Origin of the sequence: Sphingomonas desiccabilis, from assembly GCF_004135605.1 — a bacterium.
In the GTDB taxonomy this organism is placed as follows: Bacteria; Pseudomonadota; Alphaproteobacteria; order Sphingomonadales; family Sphingomonadaceae; genus Sphingomonas; species Sphingomonas desiccabilis.
Window position 1 is genome coordinate 628816 of sequence record NZ_SDPT01000001.1, and the last position, 18609, is coordinate 647424.

Consider the following 18609-nt stretch of genomic DNA (forward strand, 5'->3'; position numbering starts at 1 on the left):
CAACAGGGGGTATTGAATGGCCGTTGAGTCTCGTTGTGCGTCCGGGCGTCTCGCCCTGTCTGTTCTGGCCCTGTGCACCACCTGCCTGATGAGCATGCCCGCCGCGGCACAGACCGCGCCGCCGCCGCCGCCCACCGGCGGCTATTACATGGCCGATGGCGCGCGTACGACCGACTATGAAGCGGCCCTCGAAAGCTGGCGCCAAGATGCGCAGTTCGCGGTTGATTACAGCAAGACCTACCTCGGCCTGGAATATGCCTATGTGATGGGCATGACGGGTGCTGGGCAGACGATCGGCATCAACGATGCGGGCGTGCTGTTCGACCATCCACTGTTCGGTGGCGAAGGCAAGATCGCCGGCCTCAAGACCGGGGTGCCGGCCGAATATGGCAACGACGGCCGCGTTAATCCGCGCCGCCCGTGGGAGATCCACGGCACTCATGTCGCCGGTACGGCTGCCGGCGGGCGCGTCGCGGGCGAGCTGAGCTTCGGCAACGCCTATGGCGCCAACATCCTGGCGGCGACCACCAACTTCGCCGCTGGCGACTTCCTGTGGTGGAAGGACCAGATCCTTGACGGCGACAATGTCGCCACCGCGCAGCAGAACATCGTCGATTTGGCGAACACCGGTCAGGTCCGCATCATCAACAACAGCTGGGGCTCGGGCACCTCGCTGCCCTTCGATGCGTCGCTGGCCGACGTGCGCGCCGAATTCGCCGAGGACCTGGGCGACTATTACAAGCCCATCCTCGACAACGACGTGCTGGTCGTCTTCTCAGCCGGGAACGGCTATGGCGTCCATGCCAGCATTGATGCGGTGACGCCGCTCAACGACCCGCGGCTGCGTGGCAACTGGCTGTCGGTCGCCAATTATCTGGCGGACGGCACGGCGGCTGCCAGCTCCAGCCTGTGCGGCCAGACCGCGACCTGGTGCGTGGCCGGGCCGGGCAGCGACATCATCTCGAGCGCGAACAACTTCACCGTCGACACCGACGCGATCCGCGCGACCTATACGCCGGCCGCCTATCCCGGCATCTATGCCGCGCGGACCGTCGGCGAGCTGCAGAACGCCGCCACCGGCGCGTGGATCGACGCGCTCAACGGCTATCTCGATCGCCAATATGAGGCGCAAATCGAGGGCCGCGAATTCGACGAGGCGGCCGAGGCGAGCTTGCTTGCGCAGCAGGCGGTGGGGATCTCACTCGCCTATGGCGCACGCTTCGTCGGCGGCGACCCCGACGGCTATACCTCGACGCTCGCCAACATCTTGGTTTCAAACGCCGGCCTGTTTGGCACCGAAGTCGCGGCTGCAGTGCTGACCCAGGCGGATGCGCTGATCACCGCCGAGCTCGAACGCTTCATCACCTTCGAAGGCCCGGGCTATGCGGCGCTGACCGGCACGTCGATGGCGGCGCCCAACATCTCGGGCTTTGCGGCGCTGCTGATGCAGGCGTTTCCGGAATATAACACCGCGCTGATCTCCGACATTCTGGTGTCGAGCTCGGCCGACCTCGACGCGCCCGGCGTCGACCTGACCTCGGGCTGGGGGGCGCCGCAGATGGGTACGGCGCTGCGCGGGCCGACCGCGCTGCGCGCGACGCGCGAAGTCGGTGTCGCTGCTGGCACCGTTGACGTCTGGTCCAACGACATCGACGATGCGCGCGATCGCTATTCGGATGCGGTGCTGGAGGGATTCTCCGGCGACATCGGCGGCCTTACCAAGCGCGGTGGCGGCGAGCTGATCCTGGCGGGCACCAACCGCTACAGCGGCCCGACCCGGGCCGAACAGGGCCTGCTGACCATCGACGGGAGCCTCACGCGATCGGCGCTGACAGTTACGGATGGCGGGGCCTTGGGCGGCAACGGCACGCTTGCGTCGCTGGTCGCCGAAGCCGGCGGTATCGTGGCGCCGGGCAGCGCGGGCGCGATCGGCACGCTGTCGGTGGCGGGTACCGCGACGCTGAGCACAGGCAGCACGCTGCTGATCGACATCGACGCCAGCGGCAGCTCGGATCGCTTGGCAGTCGAGCAGGCGGAGTTGGGCGGCACGCTGACGCTGCGTGCCCTCGGCCAGCTGCCGCGCTATGGCAGCAGCTATACCGTGCTAACCGCGTCGGACGGTATCACCGGCAGCTTCGACGCCGCCACTGCGTTCAGCGCGATCCTGTATCCCGAACTGCGCTACGGCGCGGACCGGGTGCAGGCGACGATCGCCGCGCGACCCTATGCAGGCGTGGTCGCGGGGACGCCCGTGCAGACCGCCTATGCGCGGCTGCTCGATGGCAACCGTTCGGCCTATGCGGCACTGGCCGACACCTATGGCGTGCTCGACCTGGCGAGCGTCGGCGCGATCCGCGTCGGCCTGGAGGAGCTGGCGCCGACCACCGAGACGACGCGCCGCTCGATCGGCACGGTCGCAATGGACAATATGGCGCGCTTCTATCGCGAGCGGACCGCCGCCATGCGCCCGGGCAACTTTGCCGGCGGCCAGGTCGCGATGATCGGCAAGCCGCTCGAGTTCGCGGCCAATGCGATCGTCATGCCCGGCCAGGCCGACACCGTCAGCGACACGCCTACCGCCTATGTTCGAGATGGCATGCTGCCGAGCGACGTCTCGGCCTATCTGGCGGGCGGCTATCTGGAAGGATCGAGCCGGGCGATGCCCAACTCGATCGTGGGCGGCACGCGCGACCCGTTCGACGGCTTCTACATCGCCGGTGGCGTCGAGGCGCAGGTGAGCGACACGGGCGTGCTGGGCTTCGGCCTGTCCTATTCGGACATCGACGGAGAGCGCCGCGCCGGTCGCCTGACCGAGGGCGCGCTGATCCAGGGCACGCTCTATGGCCGGCTCGGCGGCGACCTGGGCCCGGCGCTCGATACGCAGTTCAGCGCCGGCGTCTTCCAGTCGGAGACGCAGCGTTCGGGCAGCGTCGCCGGCACCGCCTATAGCTTGCGCGGCAAGGACAATGCGCTGGCGCTGTCGACCGAGCTGGGCGCAAGCTATGCGTTCGGCAGCGAAGCGCTGCGCATCGCACCGCGGGTGGCGATCCGCGCGAGCCGGATCGACTTCACGGATATCGCCGAGACCGGCACCGGGCCTGCGCTGTTCCTCGACGAGGACAAGTTCCTAAGTCTTCAGGGGCGGGCAGGGCTGCATCTCGACGCCGACCAGGCCGGATTGCGGCCGGTGGTCTCGGCCTATTTCGTCCATGATTTCGAAGACCGGCCTGGCGTGTTCCAGGCAGGGCTGGCCGGCGGCACCGGTATCCGCGCGCCGTTCCAGCTGGCGGGCCAGGACCAGGACTGGGGCGAGATCTCCGCGGGCTTCGCCTATGCGGCCGATCGTTTCGAATTCTCGGTCGCGACCGACGCCACGGTCGGCCGCGAGGATGTGCGCAACCGCTCGTATCGGGCGGGCGTGAAGATGCGGTTCTAAGGGGATCGGGGCGGCGGTATACCGCCCCGGACCTTTGAGGGAAGGAGGGGCTCTTGTCGTTGCTGCTCGCGCTTGCGCTGCTCGCCACTGCACAAGGACCGGTACCCGCCACCTTCTACAACCGGCCGGGCGCGACCTCGGCAATATTGGCGGCCGAGCTGCGCCGCTGCCGGACGATCACTACCGGTCCGCAGGGCGAGGCGGGGAGGGCGCTCACCCCGCCTATCGCTGCGCCCGAAGATGTGGATGCCGCGCCCGCGCGATCCCCGGCGATCGAGGATTGCATGGTTATGCGCGGATGGCGGGTCTACGCGCTTGACCGAGGGGAGCGCGCGACCCTCGAGGCGCTGAGCCCGGATGCGCGGGCCAATGCGCTGGCGAAGTTGCGGGCCGCCGAAGACCCCGAGCGTGGCACACTGCTCCATGATCGCCCCCCGCATACGGCTGCGGCGCAGGTAAGATGTAGGCTTGTCGACACGTCGGCATGTCGGCATGTCTGCTTGTTGTGATCAATCTTCCGCGAGAAGCGCGCGGACCGTTGCCATCGGCAGGAAGAGCCGCAGGTCGTTGGAGGGCAGGGGCTGGAAGCCATAGCCGGTGTAGAGCGCCCGGCGTCTCGCGACCTGTCCCGGATTGCCGCAGTCGAGCACGTCGAGCATCACGACGGCGATGCCTAGCGCGTCGGCGGCATGGGCCAAGCGCGCTAGGCAATCGACCAGCAGGTCGCCGCCATAGCCCCCTCCCTGGAAGCGGCGATCGACCCCGATCATCGCGATATAGGCAGCCGGGATGCTGCCATGCGCCGGCCGGGTGCGGGCGAAGCGATCGGGCAGCTCGGCATAGTCGATGGCGTGTGCGTTGACGGCATAGAAGCCGATCACCGCGCCGCTTGGATCGACCATCACGAAGGTGCGCAGGTTTCCGGCGCGGGTGAGCTTGTTCGCGGTCTGGCGGAAGAAATTGTCGACCTGTGCCGTCCCGCAGGAGAAGGCCGCACGGTCATGCCGGGCGGGATCGAGCGGCTCGATACGGTTACCTGCAGCATCCTCGGGCGCGCTCACTTGCTGGTGAGCGTCTCGCGATGCCGGGTAAAGGCCGCGCGAAGTCGGTCGGTCGGGGCAGGGGGCGTCTCCAGGGCGGCGAAGAAGCCGGCATGGTCGACCGGTTGCAGACTGGTGCGTTCGTGCGCCGCAATCGTCTCCAGCGCCGATCGATAGGCGGCGGTCATGGTGAATACGGAATCGTCCACGCCGGAAAGGGCGGCAGCGCGCTGGATCGCCTGCTTGATGCCCGGCTTGATACGGAAGTGCATCCGCTCGCTGCTGCGCTCGTCGATGGCGCCAACCTGATCATCGAAATCCAGCATGGTGCTCTCCATTCGCTACGGAGGTGTATGTACGCCACACCGGCGTACACTTCAACCAAGGACGTGACATCCCGCTTCCCTCCCGGCGACAACACGCCTTGGCGGTTCATCGGCGTCGCCAGGCACAACAACCGCGGAAATGCCGCCCGAGCGTGCAATGCGGCGGAGCACATGGTCCGCTTCCTCCATCCGGCTGCTGGGCCAGTCCCGTGTCACATGGATGCGATGGTCGCCGACCTCGAGGGTCAGGTGGGTGATGGACGGCATCAGGTCGAGCAGCCGTTCCATGTCCAGGCGCACCTCGACGGGGACGTGCTCCAGTCCGTGCCCGGACATCATCAATTGCCAGCTGCGTTCGCTCATGGGATCGGTTGCGCCTCCATCGCGCGCGTCTGGCGTGGCGCCATTGTCAGGAACCCGATCGCTCCGATCAGGAAGCCGCAGAACAGGGTCTGGAGCTGGAGCGACAGAAATCCGAAGGGGAGGGCGATCCCGTACAAGGCATAGCTGTTGATCCGGACATCGCTCACGATGATGCCGGCGCCGAGGACCAGTCCCATCGGGCGGCGGACGATCAGCAGCACTGCGGCCAAGGGATCAAGGGCCGTCAACGTGGCCCAATAGACGTTCATCCAGGTCGGCGCGCTCTCGAACACGACCCACCCGGCATGGACGAGGTGGCGGACGTGCGTGATCGTGCCGATTGCGAAGCCAGCGACCAGCACGCCGACAACGGTCCGTTCGATCCACGGACGGGTCACGCGGTCCCCTCCCGCGCTGCCTCTTCCGCGTCGAACGCGCGCTTGCCGCGGCGCTTCCAGAGCGCGAGCGTGTCGCCGGCATCGTCGTTGCGAGCGCGCCCGGCCAGCTCCAGCAGCGCGCCGTAGATGGTCGCGCGATCGTCGTCGGTCAGATCGACCAAGCCGGCTTTCTGGACGAGGCCCCCCAGCTCGATCAGGTGGCGGGTGCGTTCGCGTCGTTGCACGATCCAGCCCCGCGTATCAGTCCGACGCCGCGCCGATTCCAGACGCTGGATCAGTACCCGGTTACGCGCCTGTGCTGTTGCCGTTGCCACCAGCAGGCTGTCCACCTTTGCGCCGGCGCCGCTGAAAGAAGGCCGCGCCTTTCGCGCGCCACGCCTCCTTTGCTTGTACCTCCTGCGCAGAGACCGCATCGAGCAGCGCGCCGGCGAGCATTTCCATGTCGAGCGCATCCGCGCCGGTTGCGGTGACGAGTACTCCAAGCTGTTCGACACGGCGTGCCTTCAACGCACGTGCCTTGTCTTCCAGCGCCTTCAGCTCGGCATGGTAGTCCCGGACCTTGCGCATATCCGTTGCTCCTTCAGAAAATTGCGAAAACGAGATGAAGTACGGCGGCGAGTTCACCGGTGGTTACCGGCCGATCGATGTGGCCGATCATCGTGCCGGCATCATCGGTAATCGATCCGTTGGCGTACGTAGCGAGGTGAGGGCCTGTCGCCCCGGCGTAAACCCTGCCACGCTCGATATGGGCAAGTTGCATGCTGCCCATGCCTTTGAATACACGATTACCTGCAATGTAGAGGATCTGGATCTGACCCGACCCTTTGCACACCTTGTCATTGTCTATCGAGGCGAGCTGCGGGCCTTCACAACCCTTGAGCAGGCGCATGCCATCAATCGTGGCGAGCGGTGTGCCTCGTGCTTCTCTGCTGATGCGGATCATTCCCATATCCTTAATCTGTGGGGCACCATGCCAGTCGAGCATAGAGGCAGCAAGTCAGTCAGGAGATGCAAAGCAGATCGTGAGTGCGCGCTTATACGTCGTTGCCGACGTGCGCTAAGAAGTGCATCATGCCGCGCACGATGGCGATCTATCATTTCAGCGCCAAGGTCATCAGCCGCGCGAACGGCTCCAGCGCCGTTGCGTCCGCTGCGTATCGCTCGGCATCCGAGCTGTACGACGCGCGGCTTGGACGTGCCCATGATTTCTCCAACAAGGCCGGCGTCATCCACTCCGAAGTGCTGTTGCCGAAGGACGCGCCGGAGCGCCTGTCGGATCGCACGACGTTGTGGAACGAGGTGGAGGCAGGGGAGAAGCGCAAGGACGCACAGCTTGCCCGAGAAGTGGAGTTCTCGATCCCGCGCGAGATGAACGAGAAACAGGGCGTGAGCCTCGCCCGCGATTTCGTGGAAAAGGAGTTCGTGAAGCGCGGGATGGTCGCCGACCTCAACGTGCATTGGGACAAGGCAAAGGACGGCAGCCCGAAGCCGCACGCGCATGTTATGCTGGCGATGCGCGAAGTGGGGCAGGAGGGGTTCGGCAAGAAGGTCCGGGACTGGAACGCGACCGAGCTGTTGAAGGGCTGGCGCGAAGCATGGGCGGCGCATGTCAACGAACGCATGGCGGAGCTGGGGCTGGAGGGGCGGATCGACCATCGTTCCTATGAAGACCAGGGCATTGCGCTAGAGCCGCAGCACAAGATCGGCCCGGCAGGAATGCGCCGGCTCGACCGCGGCGAGGACGCCGAGCGTGCCGAGGATCACCGGCGCATCGCGCGGGAGAATGGCGAGAAGATCGCGGCCGACCCGCGCATCGCGCTCGACGGCATCACCCGGCAACAGGCGACCTTCACCACCCGCGACCTTGCCGCGTTCGTCTTCCGCCATTCGGACGGCAAGGATCAGTTCGACCGGGTGATGGCGGCAGTGCGCTCCAGTCCCGAGCTGGTGGCATTGGGCAAGGACGGACGCGACCAGGAGCGGTTCACGTCCCGCGAGATGATCGCGACCGAGGCGCGTCTGGAGAAGGCCGGCGACGAGCTGGCGCGACGCGATGGGCATGGCGTATCCGAGCGGCACCGTGTCGGTGCGCTGGGGGCTGCTGAGGAGCGCGGGCTGGTGCTGTCGGGCGAGCAGCGCGACGCCTTCGACCATATCACTCAAGATCGGGGCCTTGCGTCGGTCATCGGCTATGCCGGCACCGGCAAGTCGGCAATGCTGGGCGTCGCGCGCGAGGCATGGGAGCGCCAAGGCTATCAGGTGCGCGGCGCTGCCCTGTCCGGCATCGCGGCCGAGAATCTGGAGGGCGGGTCCGGCATCCGGTCCCGCACCATCGCCAGCCTTGAACATGGCTGGGCGCAGGGCCGTGACCAGCTCACCCGCAATGACGTGCTGGTGCTGGACGAGGCGGGCATGATCGGCACCCGCCAGATGGAGCGAGTGCTGTCCCATGCCCGTGACGCTGGCGCCAAGGTGGTGCTGGTGGGCGACCCCGAGCAGTTGCAGGCGATCGAAGCCGGCGCGGCGTTCCGATCGATCGCCGAGCGCCACGGCGCGGCCGAGATCACCGAGGTTCGCCGGCAGCGTGACGACTGGCAGAAGGACGCGACGCGCGCGCTGGCGACCGGCCGCACGGCCGAGGCGATCCATGCCTATGCCGACCGCGACATGATCCAGGCGGCCGACACACGCGAGGGCGCGCGGGCCGAGCTGGTGGAGGGCTGGGATCGCCAGCGCCAGGCCGATCCCGACAAGACCCGCATCATTCTCACTCACACCAATGCCGAGGTGCGCGAGCTGAACCAGGAGGCACGCGAGCGGGTGCGCGCGTCGGGCGGGCTGGCCGAGGACGTGAGCGTCACTGTCGATCGGGGTGCGCGCGAGTTCGCGGCCGGCGACCGCATCATGTTCCTGCGCAACGAGCGCTCGCTTGGCGTGAAGAACGGCACGCTGGGCACGTTGGAGCGGGTCGAGGGCGGGCATATGGCGGTGCGGCTCGACGGGGGCGGGCGCGCCGCGTTCGACCTCAAGGACTATGGCGCGGTCGATCACGGCTATGCCGCCACCTTCCACAAGTCGCAGGGCGTGACCGTCGATCGCGCGCACCTCCTCGCGACGCCGGGGATGGATCGGCACAGCGCCTATGTCGGCATGTCGCGGCACCGCGACGGGGTGCAGCTCCACTATGGGCGCGATGACTTCGCCGATCAGCGCCAGCTTGCCCGCGTGCTGTCGCGAGACCGCGCCAAGGACATGGCCGGCGACTATGCCGTGCCGTCCGACGAGGACCGGACGCGCAGCTTCGCCGAGCGGCGGGAGATACGCTGGCCCGAGCGGGCGCGGGAAATCGTTCACCAGGTCCGCGACAGGGCCAGGGACATGTTCGCGGGCTTCCGGCCCAAGCCTGCCGCCACGCCGGAGGAGGCACCTATCCCGGATCGTGTCGGCGCGGCGATCGGCGGCAAGCCGGACCAGGCCAGGGCGATCGAACGCTATGCGCGCGCGTCTGCCGATATAGGCCGGATGCGTGCACAGGAGCTGCCGGTGCTGCCGCATCAGGAGAGCGCGTTGCGCCGCGCCGGCGAGGCGCTGGACCAGGTGCGGCCTGATGCCGCGCGTGACCTCGCTTCCGTCTTCCGCCGCGATCCCGGGCTGATCGGGCAGGCAGCCGGGGGGAACACAGCCGGCGCGGTGCGCGCGATGGCCGAGGAGCGCCGGGTGCGGCTCGACCCCGACGCGCGCGCCGACCGGTTCGTGGAGAGCTGGCAAAGCCTGGCGCGCGAGCGGGCAGGCGGGCACCAGGCACGGGCCGACAACGCCACCACGCGCATGGGCGCGATGGCCGAGGGCCTGCGCCGCGACCCCGAACTGACGAAGGCGCTGGAGCGCCGCGCGCCCGAGCTGGAGCTGAAACTGGAGCGCGGCCGAAGCATCGAAAAATCGCTGGAGCAGTCGATCGGGATCGGTCTCGAGCGCGACAGGGGCATGAGCCGATAAGGGGAAAACGTGATGGCGGATGACGAAGGGCCGAGTGAAGCCGCGCAGGCGTTCCAGGAGCTGCGCGCGGAGGTGACGCTGATGCGCCGTGCCGTCGAGCGTCTGACGGCCGAGCGCATGGAGGTGCCCGAGCCGCCCGATTATTCCGAGACGTTGGGCGTGATCGCCAACAACATCACCGCCACGGCGCAGCGCGTCGATATGCTGGTCAAAAGCCCGATGCTGGCGATGACGCCGGAGCAGTTGGCCGGGCGGATCACCGCGGCGGCAAGCACGGCGCGCCAGGAAGACCGGCAGACGATCGCTACGGCGCGCACCGGCCTGGAGGACGTGACCCGCCAGCTTCACGGTTATGTCGTCTCGGCACGGCGCAGCGACGAGCAGAACCGCTGGTTGATGTGGAGCGCGATCGGCGGGATCGTGGTCGGCATGATCCTGTGGGCGGTGTTCGCCGGCATTGTCGCGCGCGCCGTGCCCGCGAGCTGGCAATGGCCGGAGAAGATGGCGGCACGCTCGCTCGACCTGCCGATGTGGGAAGGCGGCCAGCGCCTCATGCGGGCAAGCGCGCCCGATGCTTTCGCCAGTATCGCGGCAGGCGATCGGATCGTCACTGCCAATCGTAAGGCACTGGAGGCTTGCCGGAAGCGTGCGGATCGGAAGGCCGTGACGGTTCGATGCACCGTCAACGTGGGAGCAAACCAGGCACGATAGTGCAGACTGACGTGCTCCCCGTCTTGTTACCGCTCAGACGTAGAGTCCTTGGGTTCATGCTTGACGGTTGAGGGGATGGCAACGTGGTCCGGGGCATGCCCCGGACCACGTTGGCCGGCGATCTGAGCGGGGGTGCGCCCGCCAAGCTGGGAATGCGGCCTGACGGTGTTGTAGTCGTGGCGCCAGGCAGCCAGCACCGTTCTGGCATGCGCCAGCGAGGTGAACAGCGTCTCGTTGAGGCACTCGTCGCGCAGGCGGCCGTTGAAGCTCTCCACGAAGGCGTTCTGGGTCGGCTTGCCCGGCGCGATGTAGTGCCACTCGACCTGCCGTTCCTGCGACCAACGCAGGATGGCGACCGAGGTGAGCTCGGTGCCATTGTCGCTGACAATCAGGAGCGGCTTGCCGCGCTCACCCAGCAGCGCCGTCAGCTCGCGTGCGACACGGGCGCCGGACAGTGACGTGTCCGCCACCAGGGCTAGGCACTCCCGGCTGAAGTCATCGAACACTGCCAGGATGCGGAAGCGCCGGCCGCAGACGAAGGCGTCTGATACGAAGTCGAGGCTCCAGCGCTGGTTCGGCTCCTGCGGTACCGTCATCGGTGCGCGCGTGCCGAGCGCCCGCTTGCGCCCGCCACGCCGGCGCACCTTCAGCCCCTCCTCGCGGTAGATCCGCAGCAGCTTCTTATGGTTGGGCGCCAGCCCCTCCCGGGCGAGGAGGTAACCCAGGCGCCGATAGCCGAACCGGCGACGTTCCGTCGCCAGCTCCCGCAGGCGCTGGCGCAGGGTGCCGTCGTCGGACCGCACCGGCTCGTACCGGACGACCCGACGCGCCACGCCGACGATGTCGCAGGCGCGGCGCTCGCTTAGGTTCAGCTTGTCGCGGATGAGATGGACCGCCCGCCGCTTCGCGTCGGGCGTCACCAGTTTTTTCCCGCGATCTCCTTGAGCGCCGCATTGTCGAGCATGGCATCCCCCAGCAACCGCTTCAGGCGCGCGTTCTCGTCCTCCAGCGCCTTCAGCCGGCGCGCCTCGGATATCTCCAGGCCGCCATATTTGGCCTTCCACTTGTAGAACGTCGCGTCGCTGATCCCGTGCTTGCGGCACACGTCCGCCGTCCTCGTGCCGGCCTCCTGCTCCTTCACGATCGCGATGATCTGCTCGTCCGAAACCTGCTCCGCTTCATCTGTCCATCTCCTGTCGAGGCGGACTCTACCTCATCGCGGTCACATTCCAGGGGAGCACGTCAAACGGCCTCTACAAAGCCGAGGTGATCCACAGACGCGGGCCGTGGCGGAGCTTCGAGGCCGTCGAATATGCCACGCTCGAATGGGTCGATTGGTTCAACCATCGCCGCCTGCTCGAACCCATCGGCAACATCCCGCCTGCCGAACCGAAGAGCAATATTATGCTGCCGCAGAGAACCTCGATATGGCAGCGTAACTTACAACCCACTGCCTCCGGCAAACCCGGGGCGGTTCAGACCGCATCAGCCGCCTCCCGCTTCCCGAAGCCGAGCGCTTGGTCGAAACCATTCGAGCCAAGGGCGCCCGTCTCGCAGTCCCCGGCATCCTCGATCTGTCCGAACTGCTCGCTGACACCATCGGCGTGTCGCGGATCGTCCTGGAAGCGGTGCAAGACATGCTCCTGCGCGTATGATGGCCTGTACAACGACGGGTTGCTTGGCGCATCGACGCAACCCGTGAGGTCCGCTTTCCACAAGCCCCTATTCGAGTTCGGTAGAACCTCGTATAGGCCGGCCGTGTGCAGTTGCAGCATAACGTGGACGTGGAAGCAGTCCTGTGTCTTCATGGCTCAAGGGCGCTAGGGCCGCGATCACAGGTGTGTTGGCCTTAGGATCAACTACCAAGTGGGGAAATTGGATTGGATGAAGATCGCGGTTTTCGGGCTAGGTTATGTCGGTCTTTCCAACGCCGTCCTCCTTGCGCAGCACAACGAAGTGGCAGCCGTGGACATTTCGGCCGATCGCGTCGAGATGCTCAATTCGCGTAAGTCGGCGATCATCGATGCCGAATTGGAAGAGTTTCTGACCACGCGGCCGCTCAATCTCACCGCCACACTGGACGCAAGGCAAGCTCTCGACGGCGCCGACTACGTGATCGTCGCCACACCGACCAACTACGACGTTGACACCAACAAGTTCGATACTTCGTCCGTCGAAGCGGTGATCCAGACCGCGAAAGAAGGTAATCCGGAAGCCACGATCGTGATCAAGTCGACAATCCCCGTTGGCTTCGTGGAGGACGTTCGGCAGCGCCTGAGAACGGACCAGGTCATCTTCAGCCCGGAATTCCTGCGCGAAGGCCGAGCCCTTTATGACAATCTGCATCCTTCACGCATCATCGTCGGCGAGCGCTCGGAGCGGGCGCGGATCTTCGCGAACCTCCTGTTCGAAGGTGCCGAGAAGAACGACGTCGAAATCCTGTTCACCGATCCGAACGAGGCGGAAGCGATCAAGCTTTTCGCCAACACCTACCTCGCCATGCGCGTGGCCTTCTTCAACGAACTGGACAGCTATGCGATCGCCCACGGCATGGATTCACGCCAGATCATCGTGGGCGTCGGCCTGGATCCGCGCATAGGTCAACATTACAATAATCCCAGCTTTGGGTATGGCGGATATTGCCTGCCGAAGGATACGAAGCAACTACTGGCAAACTACTCCGAGGTGCCCCAGAACCTTATTCGTGCTATTGTGGATGCCAACAGCACCCGTAAGGAATTTCTGGCCGACCAGATCATTGCAACATCTCCTAAGAAGGTCGGTGTGTTTCGTCTCGTGATGAAGTCCGGATCTGACAATTTCAGGCAATCCTCGATACAAGGCATTATGAAGAGAATCAAAGCCAAGGGTATAGAGGTGGTAATATATGAGCCCGCCATGGCTGAGGCGGAATTCTTCGGTTCTCGGGTAAGTCAAGACATCGACGCGTTCAAAGGCGAGTGCGACATAATAATCGCAAATCGCATTACCGATTCTCTCGCGGATGTGAAAGAGAAGGTTTTCACCCGCGATCTGTTCGGGTCGGACTGAGTGATGATTGTCACGAAAAGTCCTGCCATTGAAAGGGGCTTGAATTGAGCGGTAAGAAAGTAGCACTCATCACCGGGGTGACCGGGCAAGATGGTTCCTATCTTGCGGAGCTTCTGCTTGAGAAAGGCTATGAGGTTCATGGTATAAAGCGTCGTGCATCGCTGTTCAACACCCAGCGTATTGACCATATCTACCAGGATCCGCACACGCCCTCACCGGAACTGAAGCTGCACTATGGCGACTTGTCGGACACGTCGAACCTGACACGTATTGTTCAGGAAATTCAGCCCGACGAGGTCTACAATCTGGGCGCGCAAAGCCATGTTGCCGTGAGCTTCGAGGCTCCCGAGTATACTGCGGATGTCGATGCGATCGGCACCTTGCGCTTGCTCGAGGCCATCCGCTTCCTGGGCCTGGAGAAGAAGACCCGCTTCTACCAGGCATCGACATCCGAGCTTTACGGCCTCGTGCAGGAGATTCCCCAGCGCGAGAGCACGCCCTTCTACCCGCGCTCGCCCTACGCGGTGGCCAAGCTCTACGCGTACTGGATCACGGTCAATTACCGTGAAGCGTATGGCATGTACGCTTGCAACGGTGTGCTGTTCAATCACGAGAGCCCGCGCCGCGGCGAGACCTTCGTGACCCGCAAAATCACTCGCGGGCTTGCGAACATCGCCCAAGGCCTCGAGTCTTGCCTCTACATGGGCAACATCGATTCCCTGCGCGATTGGGGGCACGCCAAGGACTACGTCCGCATGCAATGGATGATGTTGCAGCAGGAGCAGCCCGAGGATTTCGTGATCGCCACTGGCGTACAGTACTCCGTTCGCGAATTCATCACATGGTCTGCCCGGCATCTTGGCATCACGCTTCGTTTCGAGGGTGACGGCGTCGACGAGGTGGGCATTGTCGAGACCGTGACCGGCGAAGATGCACCGGCGGTGATGGCAGGCGATGTGATCGTTCGTATCGATCCGCGCTATTTCCGGCCTGCGGAAGTCGACACGCTGCTGGGCGATCCTGCGAAGGCGAAGGAGAAGCTCGGCTGGGTGCCGGAGATCACCGTTCAAACCATGTGCGAGGAAATGGTGGGCGAGGACCTCAAGGTCGCCAAGCGCCACGCCCTGCTGAAGCAGCATGGGTACAACATCCCGGTTTCCCTGGAATCCTGATCGAGGAATACGGAAGATGCGCGTCTTCGTAGCGGGACACCGCGGAATGGTCGGTGGAGCCATCAGCCGCAAGCTGATGGAATGCGGCAACGATGTGGTGACACGCACTCGTTCGGAACTCGATCTGACGGATCAAGGCGCGGTTCGCCGGTTCTTCGCGGACGAGAAGGTCGACGCGGTCGTTCTGGCGGCCGCGAAGGTGGGAGGCATCCATGCCAACAACACCTATCCGGCCGAGTTCATCTACGAAAACCTGATGATCGAGTGCAACATCGTTCATCAGGCCTATACCGCGGGCGTGCAAAAGCTTCTCTTTCTGGGCTCCTCCTGCATCTACCCCCGGGCGGTCGCCCAGCCCATGCGGGAGGATGCGCTGCTGACCGGCACTCTGGAGCCGACGAACGAACCCTATGCCGTCGCAAAGATCGCGGGGATCAAACTATGCGAGAGCTACAACCGGCAGTACGGTACGGACTACCGGAGCGTGATGCCGACTAACCTGTATGGTCCTGGCGACAATTTCCATCCGGAAAATTCCCATGTCATGCCAGCGCTCATCCGGCGGTTCCACGAAGCCGTTCAGGACGGCCTCGGGCAAGTGGCGATCTGGGGCAGCGGCATGCCGCGCCGGGAATTTCTCCATGTCGACGATATGGCCGAGGCATCGTTGTTCGTGCTGGATTTGCCGCTCGACCAGTACCAGCTGAATACCGAGCCCATGCTCAGCCACATAAATGTCGGCTATGGGGACGACGTGACCATTCGCGAACTTGCCCTTCTGGTCGCGGATGTGACGGGCTTCACCGGTGAAATCGTGTTCGATTCATCCAAGCCCGACGGCACCATGCGCAAGCTCATGGACTCCCGGCGCCTCACGGCCATGGGGTGGAAGCCCACTGTCGATCTGACTCGCGGTGTGCAGGAAACCTATGAGTGGTTCCGGGCGAATGTAGCGGCATCGCAAGCCGTTCCCGTCGGGCATTGATCGAGCGGATCGGGAGTGTTTCAGGTCTGCCATGCGGCAAACGGGATCGGCCGGGGGAAAGCAGACCGATGAACGTACTAATCCTTGGCATCAACTATGCTCCGGAGATGGTTGGCATCGGCCCGTACACCGCGGGAATGGCGCAGTTTCTCGCCCGGGCCGGACATGCAGTGACGGTTGTATGCGCCAAGCCCTACTACCCCCAGTGGAAGGTCGATCCGGCGTTCGCAAGCGGTGGCCGCCGCGTCTCGGAGGAGCATGGCGTACGGGTCGTCCGCGTCCCCGTCTACGTTCCCTCGCAGCCGAACGGAACTCGGCGCCTGGCGCATCACATGAGTTTCGCGGCCCGAGCTGAAACGGCGATGATCGCGGAAACCCGGCGTTCGAAGCCGGATGTCGTCATCGGCATCGCGCCTTCGCTCATATCGACGATCGCCGCCCGCGACGCAGCTCGGCGGACTGGCGCGAAGTTGTGGCTGCACATCCAGGATTTCGAGGTCGAGGCCGCATTCGCCACCGGATTGTTGCGCGACAAAGGCATATTCGCGAACGCGGCACGCAAGTTCGAAGTCTGGGCGGTGAATGCCGATCGTGTGAGCACCATTTCACCGCAGATGTGCCTGAAGCTGGTCGAGAAGGGCATTCCCCGCGACCGGGTGACCGAATTTCGCAATTGGGCAAACATCGATGAGGTCGTGCCTCTCGATACTCCCTCTCCCTTCCGAGCGGAGTGGGGCATCGATCGGCCCCATGTCGCGGTATACTCCGGCAATATCGCCAACAAGCAAGGCATTGAAATCGTCGTAGAAGCGGCGCGTCTCCTGGACCACCGCAAGGATCTGGCTTTTGTGGTGTGCGGCAATGGCCCCAACCGCGCCAAGCTGCGGGAGAGTTCCGTCGGGCTGGACAACATACACTTTCACGATCTTCAGCCGCGAGAACGGCTCTCCGATCTGCTGGGCATGGCTTCCCTGCACCTTCTTCCCCAGATTGCCGGGGCCGCCGATCTGGTCCTTCCGTCTAAGCTCACGAATATGCTCGCGTCGGGAAGGCCGGTCGTCGCTACCGCTCTACCGGGCACCGGACTGGCCAAGGAGGTCGAGGGCTGCGGCCTGGTGACTCCGCCAGGCGATCTGCCGGCCTTCGTGCAAGCCATCGAAGCCCTGCTCGATGACCCCGAACTGCGCGAACGGACCGGCAAGGCCGCGCGGGAGCGCGCCCTCGAACGTTGGAGCCGGCCTGCTATTTTGAGCCAGTTCGAAAGTCAGTTGCGCGCCTTGACGGAGCCCCACGCAATATAAGGCCGGCAATCAGACCTCGTAGTACTCCCGGAACCACGTCACGAACTTATCGACACCTTCCTGCACGCTGGTCTGCGGGGCATAGCCGGTCAGCGATCTCAGCAACTGCGCATCGGCCCATGTCGCCGGAACATCGCCAGGCTGCATTGGCATGAGGTTGCGCTTGGCGGTACGGCCGGTCGCTTTCTCGATTGCCTCGATGAAGTCGGTAAGCTGGACAGAGTCCGAATTGCCGATGTTCACCACCCGCCAAGGCGCGACCGGTGACAGGCTATCGCCCGGCGCTACAGCCTCCTCGGGAGCCAGGCGCAGGGGGGGGGTGTCGATCAGGAGGCGGATCGCTTCGACCAGATCCTCGACATAAGTGAAGTCGCGCTTCATGTCGCCATAATTGTAGACGTCTATGGGCTTGTTCTCAAGTATAGCCTTGGTAAACTTGAATAGCGCCATGTCCGGCCGTCCCCACGGGCCGTAAACGGTGAAGAAGCGGAACATGGTAATCGGAAGATCGAATAGGTGCGCGTAGCTGTGGGCTATGTTCTCCGTCGCCTTCTTGGTGGCGGCGTAGAAGGACATCTGATGATCGGCCTTGTCGGTTTCCTGATAAGGCATCTGGGTATTGGCGCCGAAGGCAGATGACGTGGAGGCCAGCAGCATATGCTGCGGCGGGTACGCGCGCCCGGCTTCCAGCAATTCAAATGTGCCGATGATGTTGCTTTCCAAATAGGATCGAGGGTTCTCGATCGAGTAGCGCACGCCTGCCTGGGCCGCGAGGTGCACGACCACGTCGGGCGTCTCGCGCGCAAAGAGATCCATCAGCAGGCCCGGCGTCTCGACATAATCCTCGATGGCTTGGAAGTGCTCGGACTGAAGAAGCCGGCTCTGACGACGCTGCTTGAGTGAGACTTCGTAGTAATCAGTCATCGCATCAAGACCGATCACGCGAAATCCATCCCGGAGCAGGCGCTCGCAGACGAAGCTTCCGATAAACCCGGCCGAGCCGGTGACTAGCGCAGTACGCATTGATCTTTCAATTCCATGTCAAACAGGAGGTGGATGAAATACGGAAACCATGGAGCGTGATTTTTATTAAGCCGGTTTGTACATGATGCATGTCATGCCAATTATGCTGCCCTTCACGATACCGCCGGGTGCCTGTCGCAACTATGACAGGGGTTGCTCAACCGAAGCGGCTTGCCCGCCGACAAAGTTCGGCCGCTTCCGGATCTCGCGTGCGGGATTTCCGGCGTAAATCGTCCAGGTTGCGAGGCTCTTGAAGGCGACCCCGCCGCCGCCCAATACCGCGCCCTCGCCGATCGTCACGCCCGGGCCGACCAGGGCACCCGCCGCCACCCATGCGTGGGGCTCGATGGTGATCGGCTTGACGTAAAGCTGGAACGTCTCGGACGTTTCGTCATGTGTGCCCGTCAGCAGGCGCGACCATTGAGAAACCACCGCATAGTCGCCGATCACGATCGGCCCCTGCGTGTAGGCGTAACTCTGCCAGCCCAGGACCGCCCCCCGGCCCATCTCCAAGTTCGGGGGGTACCATATCCGTGCGCTGCCGTAGACGCGCGATCCCGGCGCCATTTTAGCGCCGAACAGGCGCAGCAGAAAGCGACGCCAGCCATAGAGCTGAGGCGGCGTCCATGCGGCGAACAGCAGCCAGACAAGGTTCCAGACCAGTCGAAGCGCCAAGTGCCGCAAGGCGAAACTCCGCTCCCGCCCGCGCGTGCCGTATTTCGTGCCAGGCAGGATGCCGCTGCTTGGATCATGCTCCGGCATAAACTTTCGTCCCCTTCAAAGACGGCAGGGCTCTAGTCGCTACGG

18 protein-coding genes and 2 pseudogenes are annotated in these 18609 nt (G+C 64.5%); 9 read left to right on the top strand and 11 right to left on the bottom strand.

What is annotated here, in order from left to right; translation table 11 throughout:
- The first annotated feature begins 88 nt into the window (after window positions 1–88).
- Both EO081_RS02975 and EO081_RS02980 read left to right on the top strand, forming a co-directional pair.
- The gene (locus EO081_RS02975) at window positions 89–3436 is read left to right on the top strand and encodes a S8 family serine peptidase (RefSeq protein WP_129340439.1); all 3348 of its coding nucleotides are present in this window, start codon (window positions 89–91) and stop codon (window positions 3434–3436) included.
- Window positions 3437–3495: 59 nt separating this feature from the next.
- Window positions 3496–3945, top strand: coding sequence for a hypothetical protein (locus EO081_RS02980; protein ID WP_129340440.1), 450 nt, complete (start codon window positions 3496–3498; stop codon window positions 3943–3945).
- Here the strand turns inward: EO081_RS02980 and EO081_RS02985 are convergent, their stop codons facing one another.
- The 7 genes from EO081_RS02985 to EO081_RS03015 form a co-directional block, all read right to left on the bottom strand.
- On the bottom strand, window positions 3946–4497 hold the full coding sequence (locus EO081_RS02985; protein ID WP_129340441.1) for a GNAT family N-acetyltransferase: 552 nt from the start codon (window positions 4495–4497) through the stop codon (window positions 3946–3948).
- A complete protein-coding gene (locus tag EO081_RS02990) occupies window positions 4494–4802 on the bottom strand; it encodes a type II toxin-antitoxin system TacA family antitoxin (protein WP_129340442.1) in 309 nt (102 codons plus the stop codon). Before EO081_RS02990 ends, EO081_RS02985 begins: the two co-directional genes overlap by 4 nt.
- Before the next feature lie 51 nt (window positions 4803–4853).
- Window positions 4854–5165: a hypothetical protein gene (locus tag EO081_RS02995; protein ID WP_129340443.1), complete on the bottom strand. Its 312-nt coding sequence runs from the start codon at window positions 5163–5165 to the stop codon at window positions 4854–4856.
- Entirely contained in the window at window positions 5162–5563 is a 402-nt protein-coding gene (locus tag EO081_RS03000; RefSeq protein WP_129340444.1) for a hypothetical protein, read from the bottom strand. The genes EO081_RS02995 and EO081_RS03000 overlap by 4 nt, the downstream gene beginning before the upstream one ends.
- Complete coding sequence (locus EO081_RS03005; RefSeq protein ID WP_129341407.1) at window positions 5560–5787, bottom strand: conjugal transfer protein TraD; 228 nt, start codon at window positions 5785–5787, stop codon at window positions 5560–5562. Before EO081_RS03005 ends, EO081_RS03000 begins: the two co-directional genes overlap by 4 nt.
- Window positions 5788–5848: 61 nt before the next feature.
- A complete protein-coding gene (locus EO081_RS03010; RefSeq protein WP_129340445.1) occupies window positions 5849–6130 on the bottom strand; it encodes a conjugal transfer protein TraD in 282 nt (93 codons plus the stop codon).
- A 13-nt stretch (window positions 6131–6143) separates the two neighbouring features.
- On the bottom strand, window positions 6144–6506 hold the full coding sequence (locus EO081_RS03015) for a hypothetical protein (protein ID WP_129340446.1): 363 nt from the start codon (window positions 6504–6506) through the stop codon (window positions 6144–6146).
- Window positions 6507–6646: 140 nt separating this feature from the next.
- On the opposite strand from EO081_RS03015, the gene traA reads away from it, so the two are divergent.
- Together traA and EO081_RS03025 are read left to right on the top strand one after the other, a co-directional pair.
- A complete protein-coding gene (gene traA, locus EO081_RS03020; protein ID WP_129341408.1) occupies window positions 6647–9559 on the top strand; it encodes a Ti-type conjugative transfer relaxase TraA in 2913 nt (970 codons plus the stop codon).
- A 12-nt stretch (window positions 9560–9571) separates the two neighbouring features.
- Complete coding sequence (locus EO081_RS03025) at window positions 9572–10270, top strand: DUF6118 family protein (RefSeq protein ID WP_183948014.1); 699 nt, start codon at window positions 9572–9574, stop codon at window positions 10268–10270.
- 26 nt (window positions 10271–10296) lie between these two features.
- Here EO081_RS03025 and EO081_RS03030 read toward each other — a convergent pair.
- Window positions 10297–11452, bottom strand: a pseudogene (locus EO081_RS03030) (IS3 family transposase).
- A 57-nt stretch (window positions 11453–11509) separates the two neighbouring features.
- On the opposite strand from EO081_RS03030, the pseudogene EO081_RS03035 reads away from it, so the two are divergent.
- Window positions 11510–11671 (top strand): annotated as a pseudogene (locus EO081_RS03035) (IS3 family transposase); the annotation flags it as partial.
- A 74-nt stretch (window positions 11672–11745) separates the two neighbouring features.
- Here the strand turns inward: EO081_RS03035 and EO081_RS17310 are convergent.
- Complete coding sequence (locus EO081_RS17310) at window positions 11746–11904, bottom strand: hypothetical protein (protein ID WP_183948016.1); 159 nt, start codon at window positions 11902–11904, stop codon at window positions 11746–11748.
- Window positions 11905–12154: 250 nt separating this feature from the next.
- On the opposite strand from EO081_RS17310, the gene EO081_RS03045 reads away from it, so the two are divergent.
- The 4 genes from EO081_RS03045 to EO081_RS03060 all read left to right on the top strand — a co-directional run bounded on the left by EO081_RS03045 (window position 12155) and on the right by EO081_RS03060 (window position 16779).
- Window positions 12155–13321, top strand: coding sequence for a nucleotide sugar dehydrogenase (locus EO081_RS03045; protein ID WP_129340448.1), 1167 nt, complete (start codon window positions 12155–12157; stop codon window positions 13319–13321).
- Between the two features lie 44 nt (window positions 13322–13365).
- Window positions 13366–14493, top strand: a complete 1128-nt coding sequence (gmd, locus tag EO081_RS03050; protein ID WP_129340449.1) for a GDP-mannose 4,6-dehydratase — start codon at window positions 13366–13368, stop codon at window positions 14491–14493.
- Between the two features lie 16 nt (window positions 14494–14509).
- A complete protein-coding gene (fcl, locus tag EO081_RS03055; RefSeq protein ID WP_129340450.1) occupies window positions 14510–15478 on the top strand; it encodes a GDP-L-fucose synthase in 969 nt (322 codons plus the stop codon).
- 68 nt (window positions 15479–15546) lie between these two features.
- On the top strand, window positions 15547–16779 hold the full coding sequence (locus EO081_RS03060; protein ID WP_129340451.1) for a WcaI family glycosyltransferase: 1233 nt from the start codon (window positions 15547–15549) through the stop codon (window positions 16777–16779).
- A 9-nt stretch (window positions 16780–16788) separates the two neighbouring features.
- Here EO081_RS03060 and EO081_RS03065 read toward each other — a convergent pair whose 3' ends face one another.
- Complete coding sequence (locus tag EO081_RS03065; RefSeq protein WP_129340452.1) at window positions 16789–17802, bottom strand: NAD-dependent epimerase/dehydratase family protein; 1014 nt, start codon at window positions 17800–17802, stop codon at window positions 16789–16791.
- Window positions 17803–17943: 141 nt separating this feature from the next.
- Window positions 17944–18564 (bottom strand): LbetaH domain-containing protein, encoded by a 621-nt coding sequence (locus tag EO081_RS03070; protein ID WP_129340453.1) that lies wholly within the window; start codon window positions 18562–18564, stop codon window positions 17944–17946.
- Window positions 18565–18609 lie beyond the last annotated feature (45 nt).